A 15,406-nucleotide genomic window follows, 5' to 3' on the forward strand; every position below is an offset into this window, starting at 1 on the left:
GTACCTGCCCTGAGGTGCCTCGCGGTGCCGCTCGGCCGGAACGCAACTGACCTGCTCGGGGTGGGAGAGGTATGACCCAGGCCGCCAGTCCGGCGCGGACCGTCATTCTGACCGTCGACGACGACCCCGGGGTGTCGCGCGCCGTCGCGCGGGACCTCAGACGCCGCTACGGCGAGGCGCACCGGATCGTGCGCGCCGAGTCCGGGGACGCGGCGCTGGAGGCCCTGCGCGAGCTGAAGCTGCGCGGTGACCAGGTGGCCGTGATCCTCGCCGACTACCGGATGCCGCAGATGAACGGCATCGAGTTCCTGGAGCAGGCCCTCGACGTGTATCCGGGCGCCCGCCGGGTGCTGCTGACCGCGTACGCGGACACCAACGCGGCGATCGACGCGATCAACGTGATCGACCTCGACCACTATCTGCTCAAGCCCTGGGATCCGCCGGAGGAGAAGCTCTATCCGGTCGTCGACGATCTCCTGGACGCGTGGCGGGCCAGCGACTACCGGCCGGTGGGAGCCTGCAAGGTGGTCGGACACCGGTGGTCGGCGCGTTCGTCGGGCGTCCGGGAGTTCCTCGCCCGCAACCAGGTGCCCTACCGGTGGTACTCGTCCGACACCCCGGAGGGACAGCGTCTGCTGGCCGCCGCCGGACAGGACGGGCAGCGGCTGCCGCTGGTGGTCACCCCGGACGGCACGCCGCTCGTCGAGCCCGAGGACCCCGAGATCGCGGCGCACGTCGGGCTCGCCACGACGCCCACCTCGGAGTTCTACGACCTCGTCGTGATCGGCGGCGGTCCTGCCGGGCTCGGAGCTGCCGTGTACGGCGCGTCCGAGGGGCTGCGCACGGTGCTCGTGGAGCGGTCCGCGACCGGTGGACAGGCGGGCCAGAGTTCACGGATCGAGAACTACCTCGGCTTCCCCGACGGCGTCTCCGGGGGACAGCTCACCGAACGGGCGCGGCGGCAGGCGGCCAAGTTCGGCGCCGAGATCCTCACCGCGCGCGAGGTGACCGGACTGGAGGTGACCGGGGCCTCGCGCACGATCCGTTTCTCCGACGGCTCCGCGATCTCCGCGCACGCGGTGATCCTCGCGACCGGTGTGTCGTACCGGCAGCTTCAGGCGCCCGGTCTGGCCGAGCTGACGGGCTGCGGCGTCTTCTACGGCTCGGCGCTGACCGAGGCGGCCGCCTGCCAGGGCCACGACGTGTACATCGTGGGCGGGGCGAACTCGGCCGGTCAGGCCGCGATGTATCTGGCGCGGGGCGCCAAGTCGGTCACCATCCTCGTGCGCGGCCCCTCGCTGTCCGCCTCGATGTCGCACTATCTGATCGAGCAGATCGGCGAGGCGTCCAACATCTCGGTCCGCACGGGCACGGTCGTGGAGTCCGCGCACGGCGACGGCCATCTGGAACAGCTGACCCTGCGCGATGTGGAGAGCGGCCACACCGAACTCGTCGACGCGCAGTGGATCTTCCTGTTCATCGGCGCGGCCCCGCTCACCGACTGGCTGGAGGGCACGGTGCTCCGGGACGGCCGCGGATTCATCGTGGCGGGCCCTGACATGACACCCGACGGGCAGCCGCCCCGGGGCTGGGAGCTGGACCGGCCTCCGTACCACCTGGAAACCAATGTGCCCGGTGTGTTCGTGGCCGGGGACGCGCGCGCCGAGTCGGCGAAGCGGGTCGCGTCCGCGGTCGGAGAGGGAGCCATGGCCGTCATGCTCGTCCACCGTTATCTGGAGCAGTCGTGAGCGGGCGGCCGGTGCCGTGCGACGCGGCCGAACTGAGCACCCTGTTCCTGTTCGAGAAGCTCGACAGCGACCAGTTGGACCGGCTGTGCCGGGAGGGCCGGACGGAGCAGTTCGACCCCGGGCCGGTGTACACCGAGGGTGATCCGGCCACCTGCTTCTACGTGCTCCTGGAGGGTACGGTCGTGATGTCGCGCCGGGTCGGCGCGGACGACGTGGAGATCAGCCGGACCTCGAAGCGCGGGGTGTACGCGGGCGCGATGCAGGCGTATCTCAGCAGCCCGGACGACGCCCGGTACAAGGGTTCCATGCGGGTCACCGAGCTCTCACGGTTCTTCGTCCTGCCCGCGGCGACCTTCTCCGCCATCCTGCGGGACTGGTTCCCGATGGCCGTCCATCTGCTGGAGGGCATGTTCTTCGGCAGTCAGAACACGCAGCGGACCATCGGGCAGCGCGAGCGGCTCCTGGCGCTCGGCTCGCTGTCCGCGGGGCTCACGCACGAGCTCAACAACCCGGCCGCGGCGGCCGTGCGGGCCACCTCCGCGCTGCGCGACCGGATCGCCCACATGCGGCAGAAACTGGGAGTGATCGCGGCGGGACCGTACGCGCGCGACACCCTGGAGACTCTGGTCGAGATCCAGGAGCGGACCGCCGAGCAGGTCGCCAAGGCCACTCCGCTGAGCCCGCTGGAGGCCTCCGACCGGGAGGACGCGCTCGCCGACTGGCTCGACGACCACGACATCGCGGGCGGCTGGCAGCTGGCGCCCACGTTCGTGCAGGCGGGCCTCGACACCGACTGGCTGGACCAGGTCGCGGCGGCCGTGGACGGACCGACCCTCGAAGGCGCGGTCCGGTGGCTGAACTACACGGTCGAGACCGAGCTCCTGATGAACGAGATCGAGGACTCCACCGCCCGTATCTCGCACCTGGTGGACGCGGCCAAGCAGTACTCGCAGCTCGACCGCGCGCCGTACCAGGTCGCCGATGTCCACGAGCTGCTCGACAGCACCCTGATGATGCTGTCCGGGAAGATGGGCTCCGGCGTCAAGGTCGTCAAGGAGTACGACCGTACGCTGCCCCGGATCCCCGCCTATCCCGGCGAGTTGAACCAGGTGTGGACGAACCTCATCGACAACGCCGTCTCGGCGATGGACGGCGAGGGGACGCTGAGCGTGCGCACCGCGCTCGACGGCGACCATGTGCTCGTCGAGTTCCGCGACACGGGTTCCGGGGTGCCCGACGAGATCCGCGACCGGATCTTCGACCCGTTCTTCACCACCAAGGCGGTGGGCGAGGGCACCGGTCTCGGCCTGGACATCTCCTGGCGGATCGTCGTCAACAAGCATCACGGAAGCCTTCAGGTGCAGTCCGTGCCCGGCGACACCCGCTTCCAGGTCCGTCTGCCCCTGACCGTCGCGGAAACCTCCGAGGAGCCGTCATGACCACGCCCAACGGAATCGACCCCTCCGTACCGCCGAGCGGTACCGGCTGCACCGAGTGCGACGCGGCCGGTGGATGGTGGTTCCATCTGCGGCGCTGCGCCCAGTGCGGGCACATCGGCTGCTGCGACGACTCCCCGGCCAAGCACGCCACCGCCCACGCGCGGAGCACCGGGCACCCGGTCATCCAGAGTTTCGAACCGGGCGAGAACTGGTTCTGGGACTACGACACCTCGGAGCTGTACGAGTCGGGCCCCGACCTCGCTCCCCCGGTGAGTCATCCCCTCGACCAGCCCGCACCCGGCCCAGCGGGACGCGTTCCGGCCAACTGGGCCGAGACGCTGCGCTGAGACCCCCGCCCCGACGGGCTCAGAGGACCGTGTTGCCGTACATCTCGCCGAGCGGGTCGGCGAGCAGTTCGACCCGGGCACCGTCGGGGTCGCGGAAGTAGAGCGAGGTGCCGCTCTCCTCCACGTACGCGACCTCGGCGGCGTCGAGTCGCTCGCGCAGGCCGCGCCAGGTGACGGGGTCGACCGAGATGGCGAGATGGTGCAGTCCGCCGAGGACCTCCGCGTACGGACCGAGGTCAAGTCCCGGGAAGTCGAAGAAGGCGAGCAGATTGCCGTTGCCGAGGTCGAAGAAGAAGTGGGTCGAGCCCTGGTAGTCCCGGTTCTCGATCATCTCGGTGAGGGGGAAGCCCAGGACGCCCTGGTAGAACCGTACGGTCCGCTCCACGTCCGAGGAGAGCAGCGCGACATGGTGCACGCCGCGGGCGGTGCTCGCCGGCCTTTCCGGCATGAGATGGGCCTCCCGGATCCGCTGACGCTCCGCTTCGATCGCTGTCAGGTCCAACGCGCCCATCGAAGGCTCCTCACCCAGAGAAGTAGCAACGCACTTCGTACTGAAGACAACCACTTCACTGAATACAACCACTTCACGCCATACGACGGCTTCGCATCCGCCCCCGTTCCGCCCGTCGGGATGCGCGGCGCGGCGCGAAGGACGATCCTGGAGACATGTCCGGACGGGCTCCTTTGGTTGTGCATCCGGCCCTGAATACCAGTGGTCGCGAGGTGACCGCGCGGGGTGAGAACCTCGGCGTGGCGTTCTCGGACGAGGATCTGCTGGAATTCCTCGGCCGGGCCGGTCTGCCGGACGCGGAGGATCTGCTGGACGATCCGGCATGGGTGAAGTGGCGCGGAGGCCAGGCGCACTTCTACGGGGCCGGATAGTGGGCACGGCCCTTCGTGAGCGGCGGATCGTCGCGTTGCTCCGAACGGGGGGCGCGCTCACCCGACCCGGTGGGCGGTCGGCGCGGCGCGTTCCACCGGCGCGTACGCACACGTTGCTCCGGCATGGAGAGCACTCACAAAGCGTCGCGACACCTTCCCGCTCGTGCGGGTGCCGGTACCCGTGCGAACGCCGGCACGGTCATGGGAACAGGCAGCGTCCGTCCCTGCGCCGAGCCGTCCGGCCGTCCCGGCCAACAGTGCCGTCATCAGGGCGGTCATCCGCCGATCTACGCCCAGCTCGTATCGGAGTGGCGGGCCGAGGGCCGGCTGGTCCCGGAACCCCGCGAGGTCCTGTGGGCGACCTTCGCGGCGCCGGTTCCGGAGAAGGACGCCGACGGATCCGCCGTTCCCGCGATTCCCGTGCCGCGGGGCCTGCCCGGCTGGTGAGGGCTACTGCTCGCCCGGCGGTGCGAGAACGGCCAGGGTGCCGTTGGCCTGGCGCAGCGCCAGTTCCAGGGAGAGGGCGGGATGCAGGGCACCGGTCCCGTCCGGCGGGACGATCCACTCCAGCGGTCCCGCGGAGCGGTACGGCGGCGGTACGGCGATCCACGAGCCCTTGCCGAGGTGGCGGAGCCCCGATCCCTCCCATCGGCTCGCGGGGTCGGGCGGCAGGAAGAAGCCCACACGGTGGGCCGCGCAGTCGACCAGGGTGGGCCCCGGTAGCTGGACCGGATCGGACCACAGGATGTCCAGGGCGAGCAGGCCGAGTTGCTCGGGCACGCTCAGCACGTCCCAGTAGCGTCCGGCTTCCAGGAGCACACCACCGTTCCCCTGGTCCCACTCGCGTTTGCACGCTCTCGGATTCGTGGCGGCCGCCGCCAGCCACTCCACGCTCTGCATCCACATCACGTTCGTCACGGATCACCCCGGAGATAGTCCCCTCCGCTCGGCAGGCGCGGAGGGAGGCACCGGCCGAAGTCCCGCGGTTGCCCGCCACGACCTCGGCATACGCATGTTGGTAGATATCTCTACGTGGCGGAAGGGGTGGCGCGGTATGGCGTTTTCCCATGGTCTGTTGACGACTGCCGTGACGGTGCGTGAAGGGACTCCAGGGAGCGGGCGTGGAGCGGAGTCGTGTGCCAACGGGCTGTGAAGGTGCGGCCGGGGAGGGAGCAGGTCACGGTCAGCCGGTGCGGGGTCTCCAGGAACAGCACGTCGACGCGCAGGGTGTCCTGTTCGGTCCAGCCCCCGCTCACCGCCGTGGGTGTCGGGCCGGGATCGACGGTCCAGCCGGTTCCGCCGAGCCGCAGCTCGAGCCGTCGGTCGCCCTCGACCAGGGAGACGCGCGGGCCTTTGTCGCCCGAGGTGACGACCACGCCCGTCAGCGTCGGCTGCTCCGCGCAGACGCCCTGAGCGGGAACGAACTCCGCGTCCGACCAGGCATCCACGGGCTCCGGGGGCTCGGACACGGCCTCGACCGGCGGCAGTGCGAGCCGGGCGAGCCGTCGGCGCAGCACCTCGTCGCCCCCGTCCGGCAGCGGTGCCGTACCGAACGCGGGCAGCAGATGCGTCCACATCAGGTCCAGCAGTTCCTGCATCCGGTCGGTCGCCGCGGTCGTCGCGATCACCGCGTCGTGTTCGGGCAGCACCACGCAGAACTGCCCGAACGCCCCGTCGCCGCGGTATCCGTGCCGCCCCCGCCAGAACTGGAACCCGTAGCCCTGCTGCCAGTCCGACCGGGCTCCCTCGGGGGTGCCGTCCGCGTTCGCGACGTGCGCGCGGGTCGCCTCCGCGATCCAGGAGGCCGGCAGCAGCCGCCGCCCCTCCCAGACGCCTTCGCGCAGATGGAGCTGGCCGAGCCGGGCGATGGCGTCGGTCGCTGCGTGCAGCCCGCTGAAGCCGATCTCCCGGCCGGTCCGGTTCTGTGTCCAGGCGGTCTCCCCTATGCCCAGGGGGTCGAACAGCCGGGGCCGCAGATACTCGGTCAGCGACAGACCGGTCACCCGCTGGACGATCGTGGCGAGCGTGTAGGTGGCGGACTGGTTGTACGCGAACACGGTCCCGGGGTCACGGTCCGGCGGGATCAGCAGAAAGCCGCGTACGGTCTCCTTCCGGTCGAGCCGGAGCGCGTCGGGGTAGGTCTCGGTGAGATGACCGCTGGCCATGGCCGCGACATGCCGGACGAGCATCGCGCGGCTGCGCGGATCGGTGATGTCGGCCTCGAACTCGGGGAAGTACGAGATCACTGGGTGGTCCAGGTCCAACAGGCCCTCGGCCACGGCGAATCCGGCTGCCGTGGAGGTGAAGCTCTTGCTGAGCGAGTAGAGCAGTTGCAGGCGCTCGGGCGTGTACGGCGCCCACCAGCCGGAGGCCACGACGTGTCCGTGGCGCAGGATCATCAGACTGTGCGGTTCGATGTCCGGGTCGGCCTCGACGGCGTCGAGGAACGCGGTGATGCCCGAGGAGTCGACTCCCTGCTCGGCGGGCGGGCTGACGGGCAGCGGTCGGGCACTCATACGGGCGGCCTCCGGGTGGTTCGGGCGGTGAGCGGCGACTGGGCACGGTGGGCGGAGCGCACTGTGTGCATCTGGCATCTTTCCCGGGCGGCTCCCTCGTGTCCATGTCCCCGCGCGACCGTGCGCCCGCGTCCCCGTTCCCGTTCCCGTTTCCGTTCCGGCGTCAACTGCCTTGCCCAGAGGGCGAGTTACTGGTCCCGGCAGACTGCGGGCCGCTACCTCGACAAGGGGGCCGTGCGGTGAATCGACGGGGAACACGGGCCTGAACTCTTCGTACGGGTGCGCGACGGCGGCGCGGCCGAGCAAAAACAGGTATCTCCATCCGTCTTCCGTTGAACACTCTTCGTCACCTCCCGCGTACTTCTGGGAAAGGTGAGTACCGGGTACGCAACGAGGGATGACGATGGTCAAGGCGCAAGACTCCGCGGGCGAGTTGATCGCCGGGCGATACCGGCTGCTCGACGTCGCCCTGCGCGAAGAGGGCCGGGAGATCTGGCACGGCGAGGACACGGCCTTCGGACGGCCCGTCGTCCTGACCCGGTCAAACGTCGCCGAGCACCGGGGCGAGGAGGCTCGCGAGCCCGCGGCCGACCGGATCCTGCGCGCGGCCGAGATCCTCGGTCCGGCCTGTCCCGGCCTGGTGGCCGCGGTCCTCGACGTGGTCGAGGAGCCCGGCTTCGTGTGGACCGTGACGGAGCGGCCCCCCGGCGTCCCGCTGACCGAACTCCTCCTGCGCGGTCCCGTCGCACCTGTGCGGGCGACCCACATCGGGCTCGGCGTCCTCGATGTCCTCACCGCCGCCCATGGCGAGGGAATCCTCCACGGCGAACTCGGCCCGAGCCAGGTGTGGGCCGACGAGCAGGGCACGGTCACGGTGACCGGGTTCGGACTGACGGCGGCCACCGGCGCTACGCGCGTCACCGCCCCCTCGTACGCCTCCCCCGAACAGGCCCGCGGTGAGGGCGGAGCACCCGCGGCGGACCTCTGGGCGCTGGGCGCGATCATGTACGCGCTGGTGGAGGGCCGGCCGGCCGTGCGGGACCGGGGGCAGACGGAGGCCACACTGCGGGCGGTGGACCGGCTGCCGGTCAGGGCACCGCGGAGCGCGGGCCCGCTCGCGCCCGCCATTTTGGGCCTGCTGCGCTGGGACCCCGTGGAGAGGGTGCCCGAAGCCGTCGTGCGCGAGGCGCTGACGCGCATCCTCCGGCAGGATCTCGAAGAGTCCACGCCACCGGAACCGCTGCCCGATCTCCTCGATCCCGCCGGGGACCTCCGCGACGGGGGCCCGGCCGAGGAGCGCCCGGGACGGACCCGGGGAGGCCTGCCCGTCGGCCGGCCGGCTCTGCTGGGCGGGGCACTCGCCGTCACGGTCGTCGCCGTCGCGGTGTTCGCCTCGATGGGCGGGCTGCCGGGCGGGGACAACGCGTCCGCGTCCGGCTCCACACCGTCACAGGCGGCCTCCAGCACACCGTCGGCGGCCCCCACCGCTGCCGGCTCACCGCCGGGCCGGACGCCGACGGCGTCCGCCAAGCCGTCGTCCTCCCCCTCCCCCTCCCCCACAGCGGGCGCGACGCTGCCGGCAGGTTTCTCGACCTATCAGGCGGCCCAGGGCTTCTCCGTCGCCCTCCCGCTGGGCTGGAAACCCGTGGAGACCCAGTCCTCCGACGACCTCGCCTACCGGGTGACCTTCGGCGCGAGCGGTGACCCGCGCACCCTGGCCATCACCTACAGCACCCAGTTGGGTCCGGACCCCGTCGCCGTCTGGAGCGACCTGGAACCGTCCCTGCGTGCCGTCTCCACCGGCTACGAACGGGTGGGCGACATCCAGCCGGTGACCTATCGCGGCATGAAGGGCGCCGACATGGAGTGGTACTCCGTGTCCCGGGGAGTGCGGGTGCGCACCTTCGGCCGCGGCTTCCTCATCGGCGGCCACCGGGGCTTCTCGCTGCGCTGGACGACCCCTGCGAACGACTGGGACACCACCGCCAACCGACAGGCGCTGGACGTCTTCCTCAACTCCTTCCGGCCGAGCACGAAGTGATCGACCGTCACCGAGCACTCATGTCAATGTTCTTCCGGGATACGGAGACCGGGCCTTCGCTGCGCCAGCCACACGGCGACCTCGTCGGCGATGGGCTGCCCGGTCTCCAGCTCGACGAAGCCGAACTGGCCTCCCTGGTTGCACTCCAGGAACCACCAGATGCCCTCCGCGTCCTCGGCGAAGTCGAAGGCCGCGTAGGCGAGTCCGGTGAAGGCGAGGTAGTCGTGGACCGCGCGGGCGATGCGGTGGGGCACCGGTGTGGGCTCCCAGCCATTGCCCGTCTCGCCGAACCGGCCGTCGACCTGGCCGGGCTCGGCGGCCTTGCGGGCGGCGAACAGCCGGGTACCGATGCCGGTGAGCCGGATGTCGGCGCGTTTGGGAATGTACCGCTGGAGCAACGCGGGGCCGGCCGCCACGCCGGAGAAGTCCGTGTCGGGTCCGACCAGCGTGGTGGGCAGGGCTGCCGGAGGTTCGCCGGGCGGCGGCCCCGAGGCCGATTTCACCACCACGTCCCCGTACTCCTGGACGAACTGCTGGGCCACCCGGGGAGCGGTCGTGATCACGGTGGGCGGCACCGCGAATCCGCTGCTGTGGGCCACCCGTAGCTGCCAGGGCTTGTGCCGGGCCTGCTCGGCCCGGCGCGGGTGGTTCATCCAGCGGGTCGAGGCCGAGTAGAGCATGCCGAACAGGGCCTGCCTGGTCTCGGCGGTGAGCCATGCGGAGGGTTCGGCGGCATGGGCCGCCGGCTCGCCCGGCCTGCGCACCCACACGGAGCGCAGGCCTCCCATGCTGAGCACATGGCCGTTGACCGACAGATAGCCGTCGAAGTCACCGTGGGCGTAGTCGGCGGACAGCACCGCCTTGCCGGGCAGGTCGGCGGGATCGAGGCGCACCATGGGCACGCCCCGCTCATGCAGTTTGGCCACCACCATGTCGGCGGTGACGTCCTGTTCGGCCGTGAGTATGAGAACCGTCATGCGCGCGGCATCCGTCAGTCGTCGAAGTGCGTCTGGGAACCGGCCGTCGATGTCGTGGTGCCGGTCGCCATCAGCAACGCGCGATCGCTGACGGCCGGGCGGCCGTCGGGCAGCACGTTCAGTTGCAGGGACACGTCGAAGTGGTACGGGGGTACTGCGGCCGACTGCCCTGAGGGCTGGGCGTAGTTGAGAGTGAACGGTCGCACGAAAGATCCTCCCGCGGTCGCGCGATGGTCGATACCCAGCCATACGTGACACGGCCGTAAGGAATTCATCACTTTCTGCCACATCGGGGTGAAGGTCATCACATCGCGTCGTTTCTGGCTTGCACATTTCGGATTTACTTGGGTGTCCGCTTGGTTCCGGTCCATGCGTGGCTGCTTGATTTCACGCAAACCTTAGGCCAATGCTTCATCCTCCGTGACATCAACGCCCCGCCATCCCAGGAGAGTTCCCGTTGACCGCAGCCATCGCCTCGTCCGAAGAATCCGCCGCGCGCGCCGGCGCGCCGAACCCCGTCGAGCGCGACGCCCATGACTTCGGCGCCTACGCGCGGGGCGGTGGCTGGACCTTCGCGCTGAAGGTGGCACGCAGTGTCCGCCCCGGCGGGCAGTCCGCCGCCGAGACGCGGAAGGTGTCCGCGAAGGAGTTCGCGGAACTGGCCGGATGCTCGCCCGAGCGCGTCATGCGCTACTACAAGGCCTGGGACAGGGCCGCCGACGACGGCCTGGTACCCCACTTCGAGACCCTGCTCCCCGGCTCGGACGCCGAACTGCCGGACGCGGAGGTCTGGTCCACGTATTACGCCTCCCGCTCCAGTGCCGCCTCGGAGCGTGGCACCGCCATCGCCGAGGCGGCGGAGGCCGAGGGCATCCGTCCCACCAAGGCCCTGGAGGTGGCCGAGAACCCGACCGCGCTGCGGGCCGCGATCCTCGCCGACCCCGCCACGGCGAAGGCGGCACGGGCCGCACTCCTCGACCGGGTGAAGGAAGACCCGGCGCTCCAGACCGAGTTGGCCCGCGACATCTCCCGGACGGACGAACTGAAGAAGGCGGTCGCCACCGAGAACCGGGCGGCCGACCGTATCGGCTATGTGCGCCAGATCGCGGAGAAGGGCCAGATCAGGACACCGGCCGGGCAGACCCTGGACGCTCCGGCCGAGCTGCGCTCCGAGGCCGAGCGGCATCTGTCCCTCCTCGACGAGCTCGACGAGGGCGAGGACGCGGGCGAGTGGGCCACGGAGGCGTACGACACGATGAAGAGCCTCGTCGTCGAGACGGTGGAGGCCGACCCCGAACTGCGCGTCCAGGAACGCCGGACGAAGTTCTACAGCAGCCTGCAGAAGGCCACGAAGGTGTTCGAGGAGCTGACGTTCGACGACGCCGACGACATCTACGAGGACGACATGGTGCAGCGCCTGGAGGAGCTCCAGCAGGCGATCGGCACCGCCATCGCGGCGCTGCGCGGGGCCTCCTGCCGGGAGTGAGCGGGCCGTTCGGCCGCGCGGGAACGGACGTTCCCGCGCGGCCGAACGGTCACTGCGGCAGGTCCTCGGGGGCGGTGGCCCACTGGGTGTCGGGCTGCTCGCCGAGCTCGAATCTCACCGTGCCGCCCTCGGTCGTGAGACCGGCGCCGGTCCAGGAGCGTTGCGTGGGGCGCCCGTCGACCCGTACGGCGTCGATGTAGAGGTGGGTGGCATCCGCGTCGGGCGCGCTGATGAGGATGCTCTTCCCGCCCGGCCGCAGCACCACCGCGCGCGGGAAGACCGGGGTGCCCAGGAGCATCGTCGCGCTGCCCGGGGTCTGCGGGTACAGGCCGAGCGCGGAGAAGACGTACCAGGCGGACATGGTCCCGAGGTCGTCGTTGCCCGGCAGGCCCGAGGGGCCGGTGCCGTAGACGGTGTCGAGGATCTGCCGGACGGTCGCCTGGGTCTTCCAGGGCTGTCCGAGCCCGTTGTAGATCCAGGGCGCGTGGATGCCGGGCTCGTTGGTCGGGTCGTAGCGCAGGGCGTCCCCGCCTCGCACGGACCAGGAGCCGTCGGCCTTGTGGAAGAAGCCGTCCAGCCGTGCCGCGGCCGTGTCCCGGCCGCCCATGGCGGCGGCCAGCCCCTGGACGTCCTGCGGGACCATCCAGGTGTACGTGGCGCTGGTGCCCTGCGCGAAGCCGAGATCGCTGCCGGGGCTGAACGGCGTCACCCAGGACCCGTCGAGCTTGCGGGCCTGGATGTAGCCGGCGCCGGCCGTGGCGGCGGGGTTGAAGACATTGCGCCAGTAGACGCCCCGCTCGGCGAAGACGGCCGCTTCCTGGTCTCGGCCGAGCAGCCGCGCCCACTTGGCGAGCGCCGAGTCGGCGACCGCGTCCTCCAGCGTCTCGGCGGCGCCGCCCCAGCAGTGGCACACGTCCTGCGCCGCATAATGCGACGTCAGATACTGCGCGAGGTTGGGTCGTTGGCCCATGCACTGGCCGGGGCAGCCGGCATCCAGCAGTCCTTCGGGGCGCGGCACGGTGGCCTGCCGTACGAGCGAGTCGAACGCTCCCTCGTAGTCGAAGTTGCGCACACCCATCGCGTAGAGGGTGGCCACGGTCGCCGCCGAGGGGTCGCCCGTCATGACGTGGGTGGCGCCGCTGATGTGCACCCAGCGGTCCCAGACCCCGTCGTTCTGTTGCGCGAAGTTGTAGAGGGACTGGGCGAAGTCGCCCGCGACCCGTGGCTTCAGCAGGGCGAGGAGCTGTATCTGGGCGCGGTACTGGTCCCAGCCCGAGAAGTTGCTGTACTGCGCGCGCTGCCCGCGGGCGAGACGGTGCACCGCGCCGTCCATGCCGTAGTAGCGGCCGTCGGCGTCGCTGATCAGGTTCGGCTGCATGAGCGCGTGGTAGAGCGCGGTGTAGAAGGTGGTGCGCCGGTCGGTGGTGCCGCCGCCGACCCGGACGGTGCTCAGCTCGCGGTTCCAGGCGCGGGCGCCCGCGTCGGCCACGTCCGTGACGCTCGCGTTCGGGGCGATCTCCCGGCGCAGGTTGGCCTCGGCGCCGCCGAGACTGACGTACGAGATGCCGATCCTCATGTGGACATCGTTGTCAGCACTCGTGTCGAAGCCGACGTACCCGCCGGAGCCGCGGCCCGCGCGGTCCGCGCCGGTGGCGTAGCCCTCCCCGCCCGAGGCGGTGGTGGACCCCGCGGACAAGGTGCCGTCCTTCCAGGTACCGACGGAGGAGAAGGCCCGGTCGAACGACGCGCTGAAGTACAGCCGGTAGTAGCTCTTGCGGTTGTTCGTACCGCCGTTGGCGCGGCGGCCGCAGAACGCGCCGGTCAGCACCGAGCCGGTCACCTTGCGGTGCGCGGTGTCGATGTCGACCTGTGCGTCCTCGCTGCCGTTGAGGGAGTTGGAGACCCGGAACAGCAGGTTGGCGGGGCTGCCGGCCGGGAAGGTGAAGTCGGCGACGCCCGCCCGCCGACTCACCGCGAGGTCGGCCGACGCGCCCGAGGCGAGGCCGAGCGAGTAGCGTCCGGGTACGGCTTTCTCGGCGGTGTGCGAGAAGTCGGCCGCGTACACCGCGTCCTTGGTGTCGGCCGAGGGCGAGGACGTGACGTCACGGACGTACGGCATGATCGGGACGTCGCCCGCGGCGCCGGGGTTGCAACCGGCGCCGTTGACATGGGTGAGGCTCAGACCGCGGATGCGGGTGACGTTGTACTGGTAGCCGTTGGCGGCCCCGGTGCTGGTCTGGTCGCCGGTCGTGCTGGTCGGGGACCAGCCGATCATCCCCTGCGGGAGCGTGGCTCCCGGGTAGGTGGTGCCGCTGTTCGCCGATCCGATCAGCGGGTCCACCAGGGACACCGGCCGCTCCACGGCGGTGACGCCCGCGTCGGCGGGGAGCGGGGTCGCCAGGGCGAGGGCGGTGGTCACGAGTACGGCGGCGGACCTGCTGCCGAACCGTCTTGCTGTGCGCGGCCATGAGGGGCGCATGGGAGGTGTCACCTTCCGACGGACAGGGTGCGAGGACAGGTCGGACCGGAGATGTCCGGCGACTGCCCCGGACTCCGGCCCAGGGCGCGAGGATAGAGGGCGCCCGGGAGTGCCGGAAGTGACGTGTGCGTCCGGAGGGTGACGGCGTGGTGAAGGGTGGGCCCACGCGGTGGTGAAGGGGGTCGCGCCGTCGGCCGACGAGAACCGGAATTCACTGACCGACCGTCATGACTACTTCTCTGTACGTCAGTTGGCGTCGCCCCGATACTGGTTCATCAGGTCGACCAGGCTCTGCGGGGCGTCCGGGCTGAAGCAGATCGAGAGGTTCGCGGCGGACTCGGTGGCCGAGGCCGCGGAGCGCGGGAAGAGTGCCTCCTCGTAGACGGTGAGGGCCTTCTCGGTGTCGCCGGGGTGGGCGACGAGGGCGGCGGCGAGTTCGGCGCCGTCGAGCATCGCGAGGTTGGCGCCCTCTCCGGCGAACGGGGACATCAGATGGGCGGCGTCACCGAGCAGGGTGACACCGGGGACGCGCTCCCAGCGCAGGCCGGGCGGCAGGGCGTGGACCGGCCGGGCGACGAGTTCGCCGTCCGCCTCCGCGATGAGGGAGCACAGGCTCTCGTCCCAGCCGTCGAAGTACTCCAGAAGGCTGCGCTTGGCCGCCTCGGTGTCGGTGAAGTCGACGGCACCGGAGACCGCCCAGTCGGCGGGCGTGCGCAGGGCGGCGTAGACATGCAGGGAGCCGTCCGGGTCACGGTGGCCGAGCAGGCCCTTCTCCTCGGCGAGCGCGAACAGGATGCCGCCTCCCACGACGGCCGCGCCCTTCGGGTGACGGGTGTCGGCGTCGAGCAGATGCATCTCGACGAAGGAGATACCGGCGTAGACCGGGGTGGCGTCCGTGAGCAGCGGCCGTACCTTCGACCAGGCGCCGTCGGCGCCGATCAGCACGTCGGCGGTGAAGGCGCGCCCGTCGGCGAGGGTCACCTCGTGACGGCCGTCCCCGGCCGTCCGTGTCCCGGTGACCTTGGCACCCCAGCGGACGGTGCCCTCGGGCAGCGAGCCGAGCAGGATGTCACGCAGGGTGGCCCTGGAGATCTCCGGGCGTGATTCGTTCTCGCCCGCGTCCTCCATCCGGACGGTGGCGTTCTTGTCGAGGATGCGCATGGCCTCGCCGCCGGCGTGGATGGCCGCGCGGAACTCGTCGTGGAGCCCGGCGGCGCGCAGCGCGGCCTGGCCCGAGTCCTCGTGCATGTCGAGCATGCCGCCCTGGGGGCGGGCGGTCGGTGAGGCGTCCAGGTCGTAGACGGCGGCTTCTATGCCGTTCAGGTGCAGGACACGGGCGAGCGTGAGGCCGCCGAGACCGGCACCGATCACGGCGATGGGGTGGTGGGTGTGGGTGTGGGTGTGGGTGTTCGTCATGGCTGGTTCTCCTTGTACGGGGCTGACCGTCGGCTCTCGGTGACGGTGCGCGGTGGTGACGGCCGTCGGCGGATG

The 15,406-nt window shown here is 70.9% G+C and carries 14 protein-coding genes; 7 read left to right on the forward strand and 7 right to left on the reverse strand.

All coding sequences use genetic code 11. From position 1 onward, the window contains the following. The first annotated feature begins 71 nt into the window (after positions 1 to 71). Genes N4G66_RS24220 through N4G66_RS24230 form a run of 3 tightly spaced genes read left to right on the forward strand, consistent with a single transcriptional unit; the run spans position 72 to position 3,534 of the window. A complete protein-coding gene (locus tag N4G66_RS24220; RefSeq protein ID WP_261706281.1) occupies positions 72 to 1,748 on the forward strand; it encodes an FAD-dependent oxidoreductase in 1,677 nt (558 codons plus the stop codon). Then, positions 1,745 to 3,187, forward strand: a complete 1,443-nt coding sequence (locus tag N4G66_RS24225; RefSeq protein ID WP_261706282.1) for an ATP-binding protein — start codon at positions 1,745 to 1,747, stop codon at positions 3,185 to 3,187. The genes N4G66_RS24220 and N4G66_RS24225 overlap by 4 nt, the downstream gene beginning before the upstream one ends. Beyond that, positions 3,184 to 3,534 (forward strand): UBP-type zinc finger domain-containing protein, encoded by a 351-nt coding sequence (locus N4G66_RS24230; RefSeq protein ID WP_261706283.1) that lies wholly within the window; start codon positions 3,184 to 3,186, stop codon positions 3,532 to 3,534. Before N4G66_RS24225 ends, N4G66_RS24230 begins: the two co-directional genes overlap by 4 nt. Positions 3,535 to 3,553: 19 nt before the next feature. Here N4G66_RS24230 and N4G66_RS24235 read toward each other — a convergent pair whose 3' ends face one another. Further along, positions 3,554 to 4,045 (reverse strand): VOC family protein, encoded by a 492-nt coding sequence (locus tag N4G66_RS24235; protein WP_261706284.1) that lies wholly within the window; start codon positions 4,043 to 4,045, stop codon positions 3,554 to 3,556. Positions 4,046 to 4,257: 212 nt separating this feature from the next. Between N4G66_RS24235 and N4G66_RS24240 the strand changes: the two genes are divergently transcribed. Then, positions 4,258 to 4,416 carry a hypothetical protein gene (locus N4G66_RS24240; protein ID WP_315903686.1) on the forward strand — a complete coding sequence of 53 codons (159 nt, stop codon included), beginning with the start codon at positions 4,258 to 4,260 and terminating at the stop codon, positions 4,414 to 4,416. 201 nt (positions 4,417 to 4,617) lie between these two features. After that, positions 4,618 to 4,863 (forward strand): hypothetical protein, encoded by a 246-nt coding sequence (locus N4G66_RS24245; protein ID WP_261706286.1) that lies wholly within the window; start codon positions 4,618 to 4,620, stop codon positions 4,861 to 4,863. A 3-nt stretch (positions 4,864 to 4,866) separates the two neighbouring features. Here the strand turns inward: N4G66_RS24245 and N4G66_RS24250 are convergent, their stop codons facing one another. Both N4G66_RS24250 and N4G66_RS24255 read right to left on the reverse strand, forming a co-directional pair. Beyond that, entirely contained in the window at positions 4,867 to 5,322 is a 456-nt protein-coding gene (locus N4G66_RS24250; RefSeq protein WP_391858874.1) for a hypothetical protein, read from the reverse strand. Between the two features lie 122 nt (positions 5,323 to 5,444). Beyond that, positions 5,445 to 6,932, reverse strand: a complete 1,488-nt coding sequence (locus N4G66_RS24255) for a serine hydrolase domain-containing protein (RefSeq protein WP_261706288.1) — start codon at positions 6,930 to 6,932, stop codon at positions 5,445 to 5,447. Between the two features lie 397 nt (positions 6,933 to 7,329). Here N4G66_RS24255 and N4G66_RS24260 point away from each other — a divergent pair, with 397 nt between their 5' ends. Beyond that, on the forward strand, positions 7,330 to 8,973 hold the full coding sequence (locus N4G66_RS24260; protein ID WP_261706289.1) for a protein kinase domain-containing protein: 1,644 nt from the start codon (positions 7,330 to 7,332) through the stop codon (positions 8,971 to 8,973). Between the two features lie 23 nt (positions 8,974 to 8,996). Here N4G66_RS24260 and tgmB read toward each other — a convergent pair whose 3' ends face one another. Both tgmB and tgmA read right to left on the reverse strand, forming a co-directional pair. After that, positions 8,997 to 9,950 (reverse strand): ATP-grasp ribosomal peptide maturase, encoded by a 954-nt coding sequence (gene tgmB, locus N4G66_RS24265; RefSeq protein WP_261706290.1) that lies wholly within the window; start codon positions 9,948 to 9,950, stop codon positions 8,997 to 8,999. A 14-nt stretch (positions 9,951 to 9,964) separates the two neighbouring features. After that, a complete protein-coding gene (gene tgmA, locus N4G66_RS24270; RefSeq protein ID WP_261706291.1) occupies positions 9,965 to 10,156 on the reverse strand; it encodes a putative ATP-grasp-modified RiPP in 192 nt (63 codons plus the stop codon). Positions 10,157 to 10,407: 251 nt separating this feature from the next. On the opposite strand from tgmA, the gene N4G66_RS24275 reads away from it, so the two are divergent. Next, positions 10,408 to 11,436 carry a hypothetical protein gene (locus tag N4G66_RS24275; RefSeq protein WP_261706292.1) on the forward strand — a complete coding sequence of 343 codons (1,029 nt, stop codon included), beginning with the start codon at positions 10,408 to 10,410 and terminating at the stop codon, positions 11,434 to 11,436. A 49-nt stretch (positions 11,437 to 11,485) separates the two neighbouring features. Here the strand turns inward: N4G66_RS24275 and N4G66_RS24280 are convergent, their stop codons facing one another. Together N4G66_RS24280 and N4G66_RS24285 are read right to left on the reverse strand one after the other, a co-directional pair. Continuing rightward, positions 11,486 to 13,915 (reverse strand): GH92 family glycosyl hydrolase, encoded by a 2,430-nt coding sequence (locus N4G66_RS24280; protein WP_261706293.1) that lies wholly within the window; start codon positions 13,913 to 13,915, stop codon positions 11,486 to 11,488. Positions 13,916 to 14,161: 246 nt separating this feature from the next. Further along, positions 14,162 to 15,331: an FAD-dependent oxidoreductase gene (locus tag N4G66_RS24285; protein ID WP_261706294.1), complete on the reverse strand. Its 1,170-nt coding sequence runs from the start codon at positions 15,329 to 15,331 to the stop codon at positions 14,162 to 14,164. Positions 15,332 to 15,406 lie beyond the last annotated feature (75 nt).

This window comes from Streptomyces rhizosphaerihabitans (assembly GCF_025399795.1).
Classification (GTDB): Bacteria; Actinomycetota; Actinomycetes; order Streptomycetales; family Streptomycetaceae; genus Streptomyces; species Streptomyces rhizosphaerihabitans.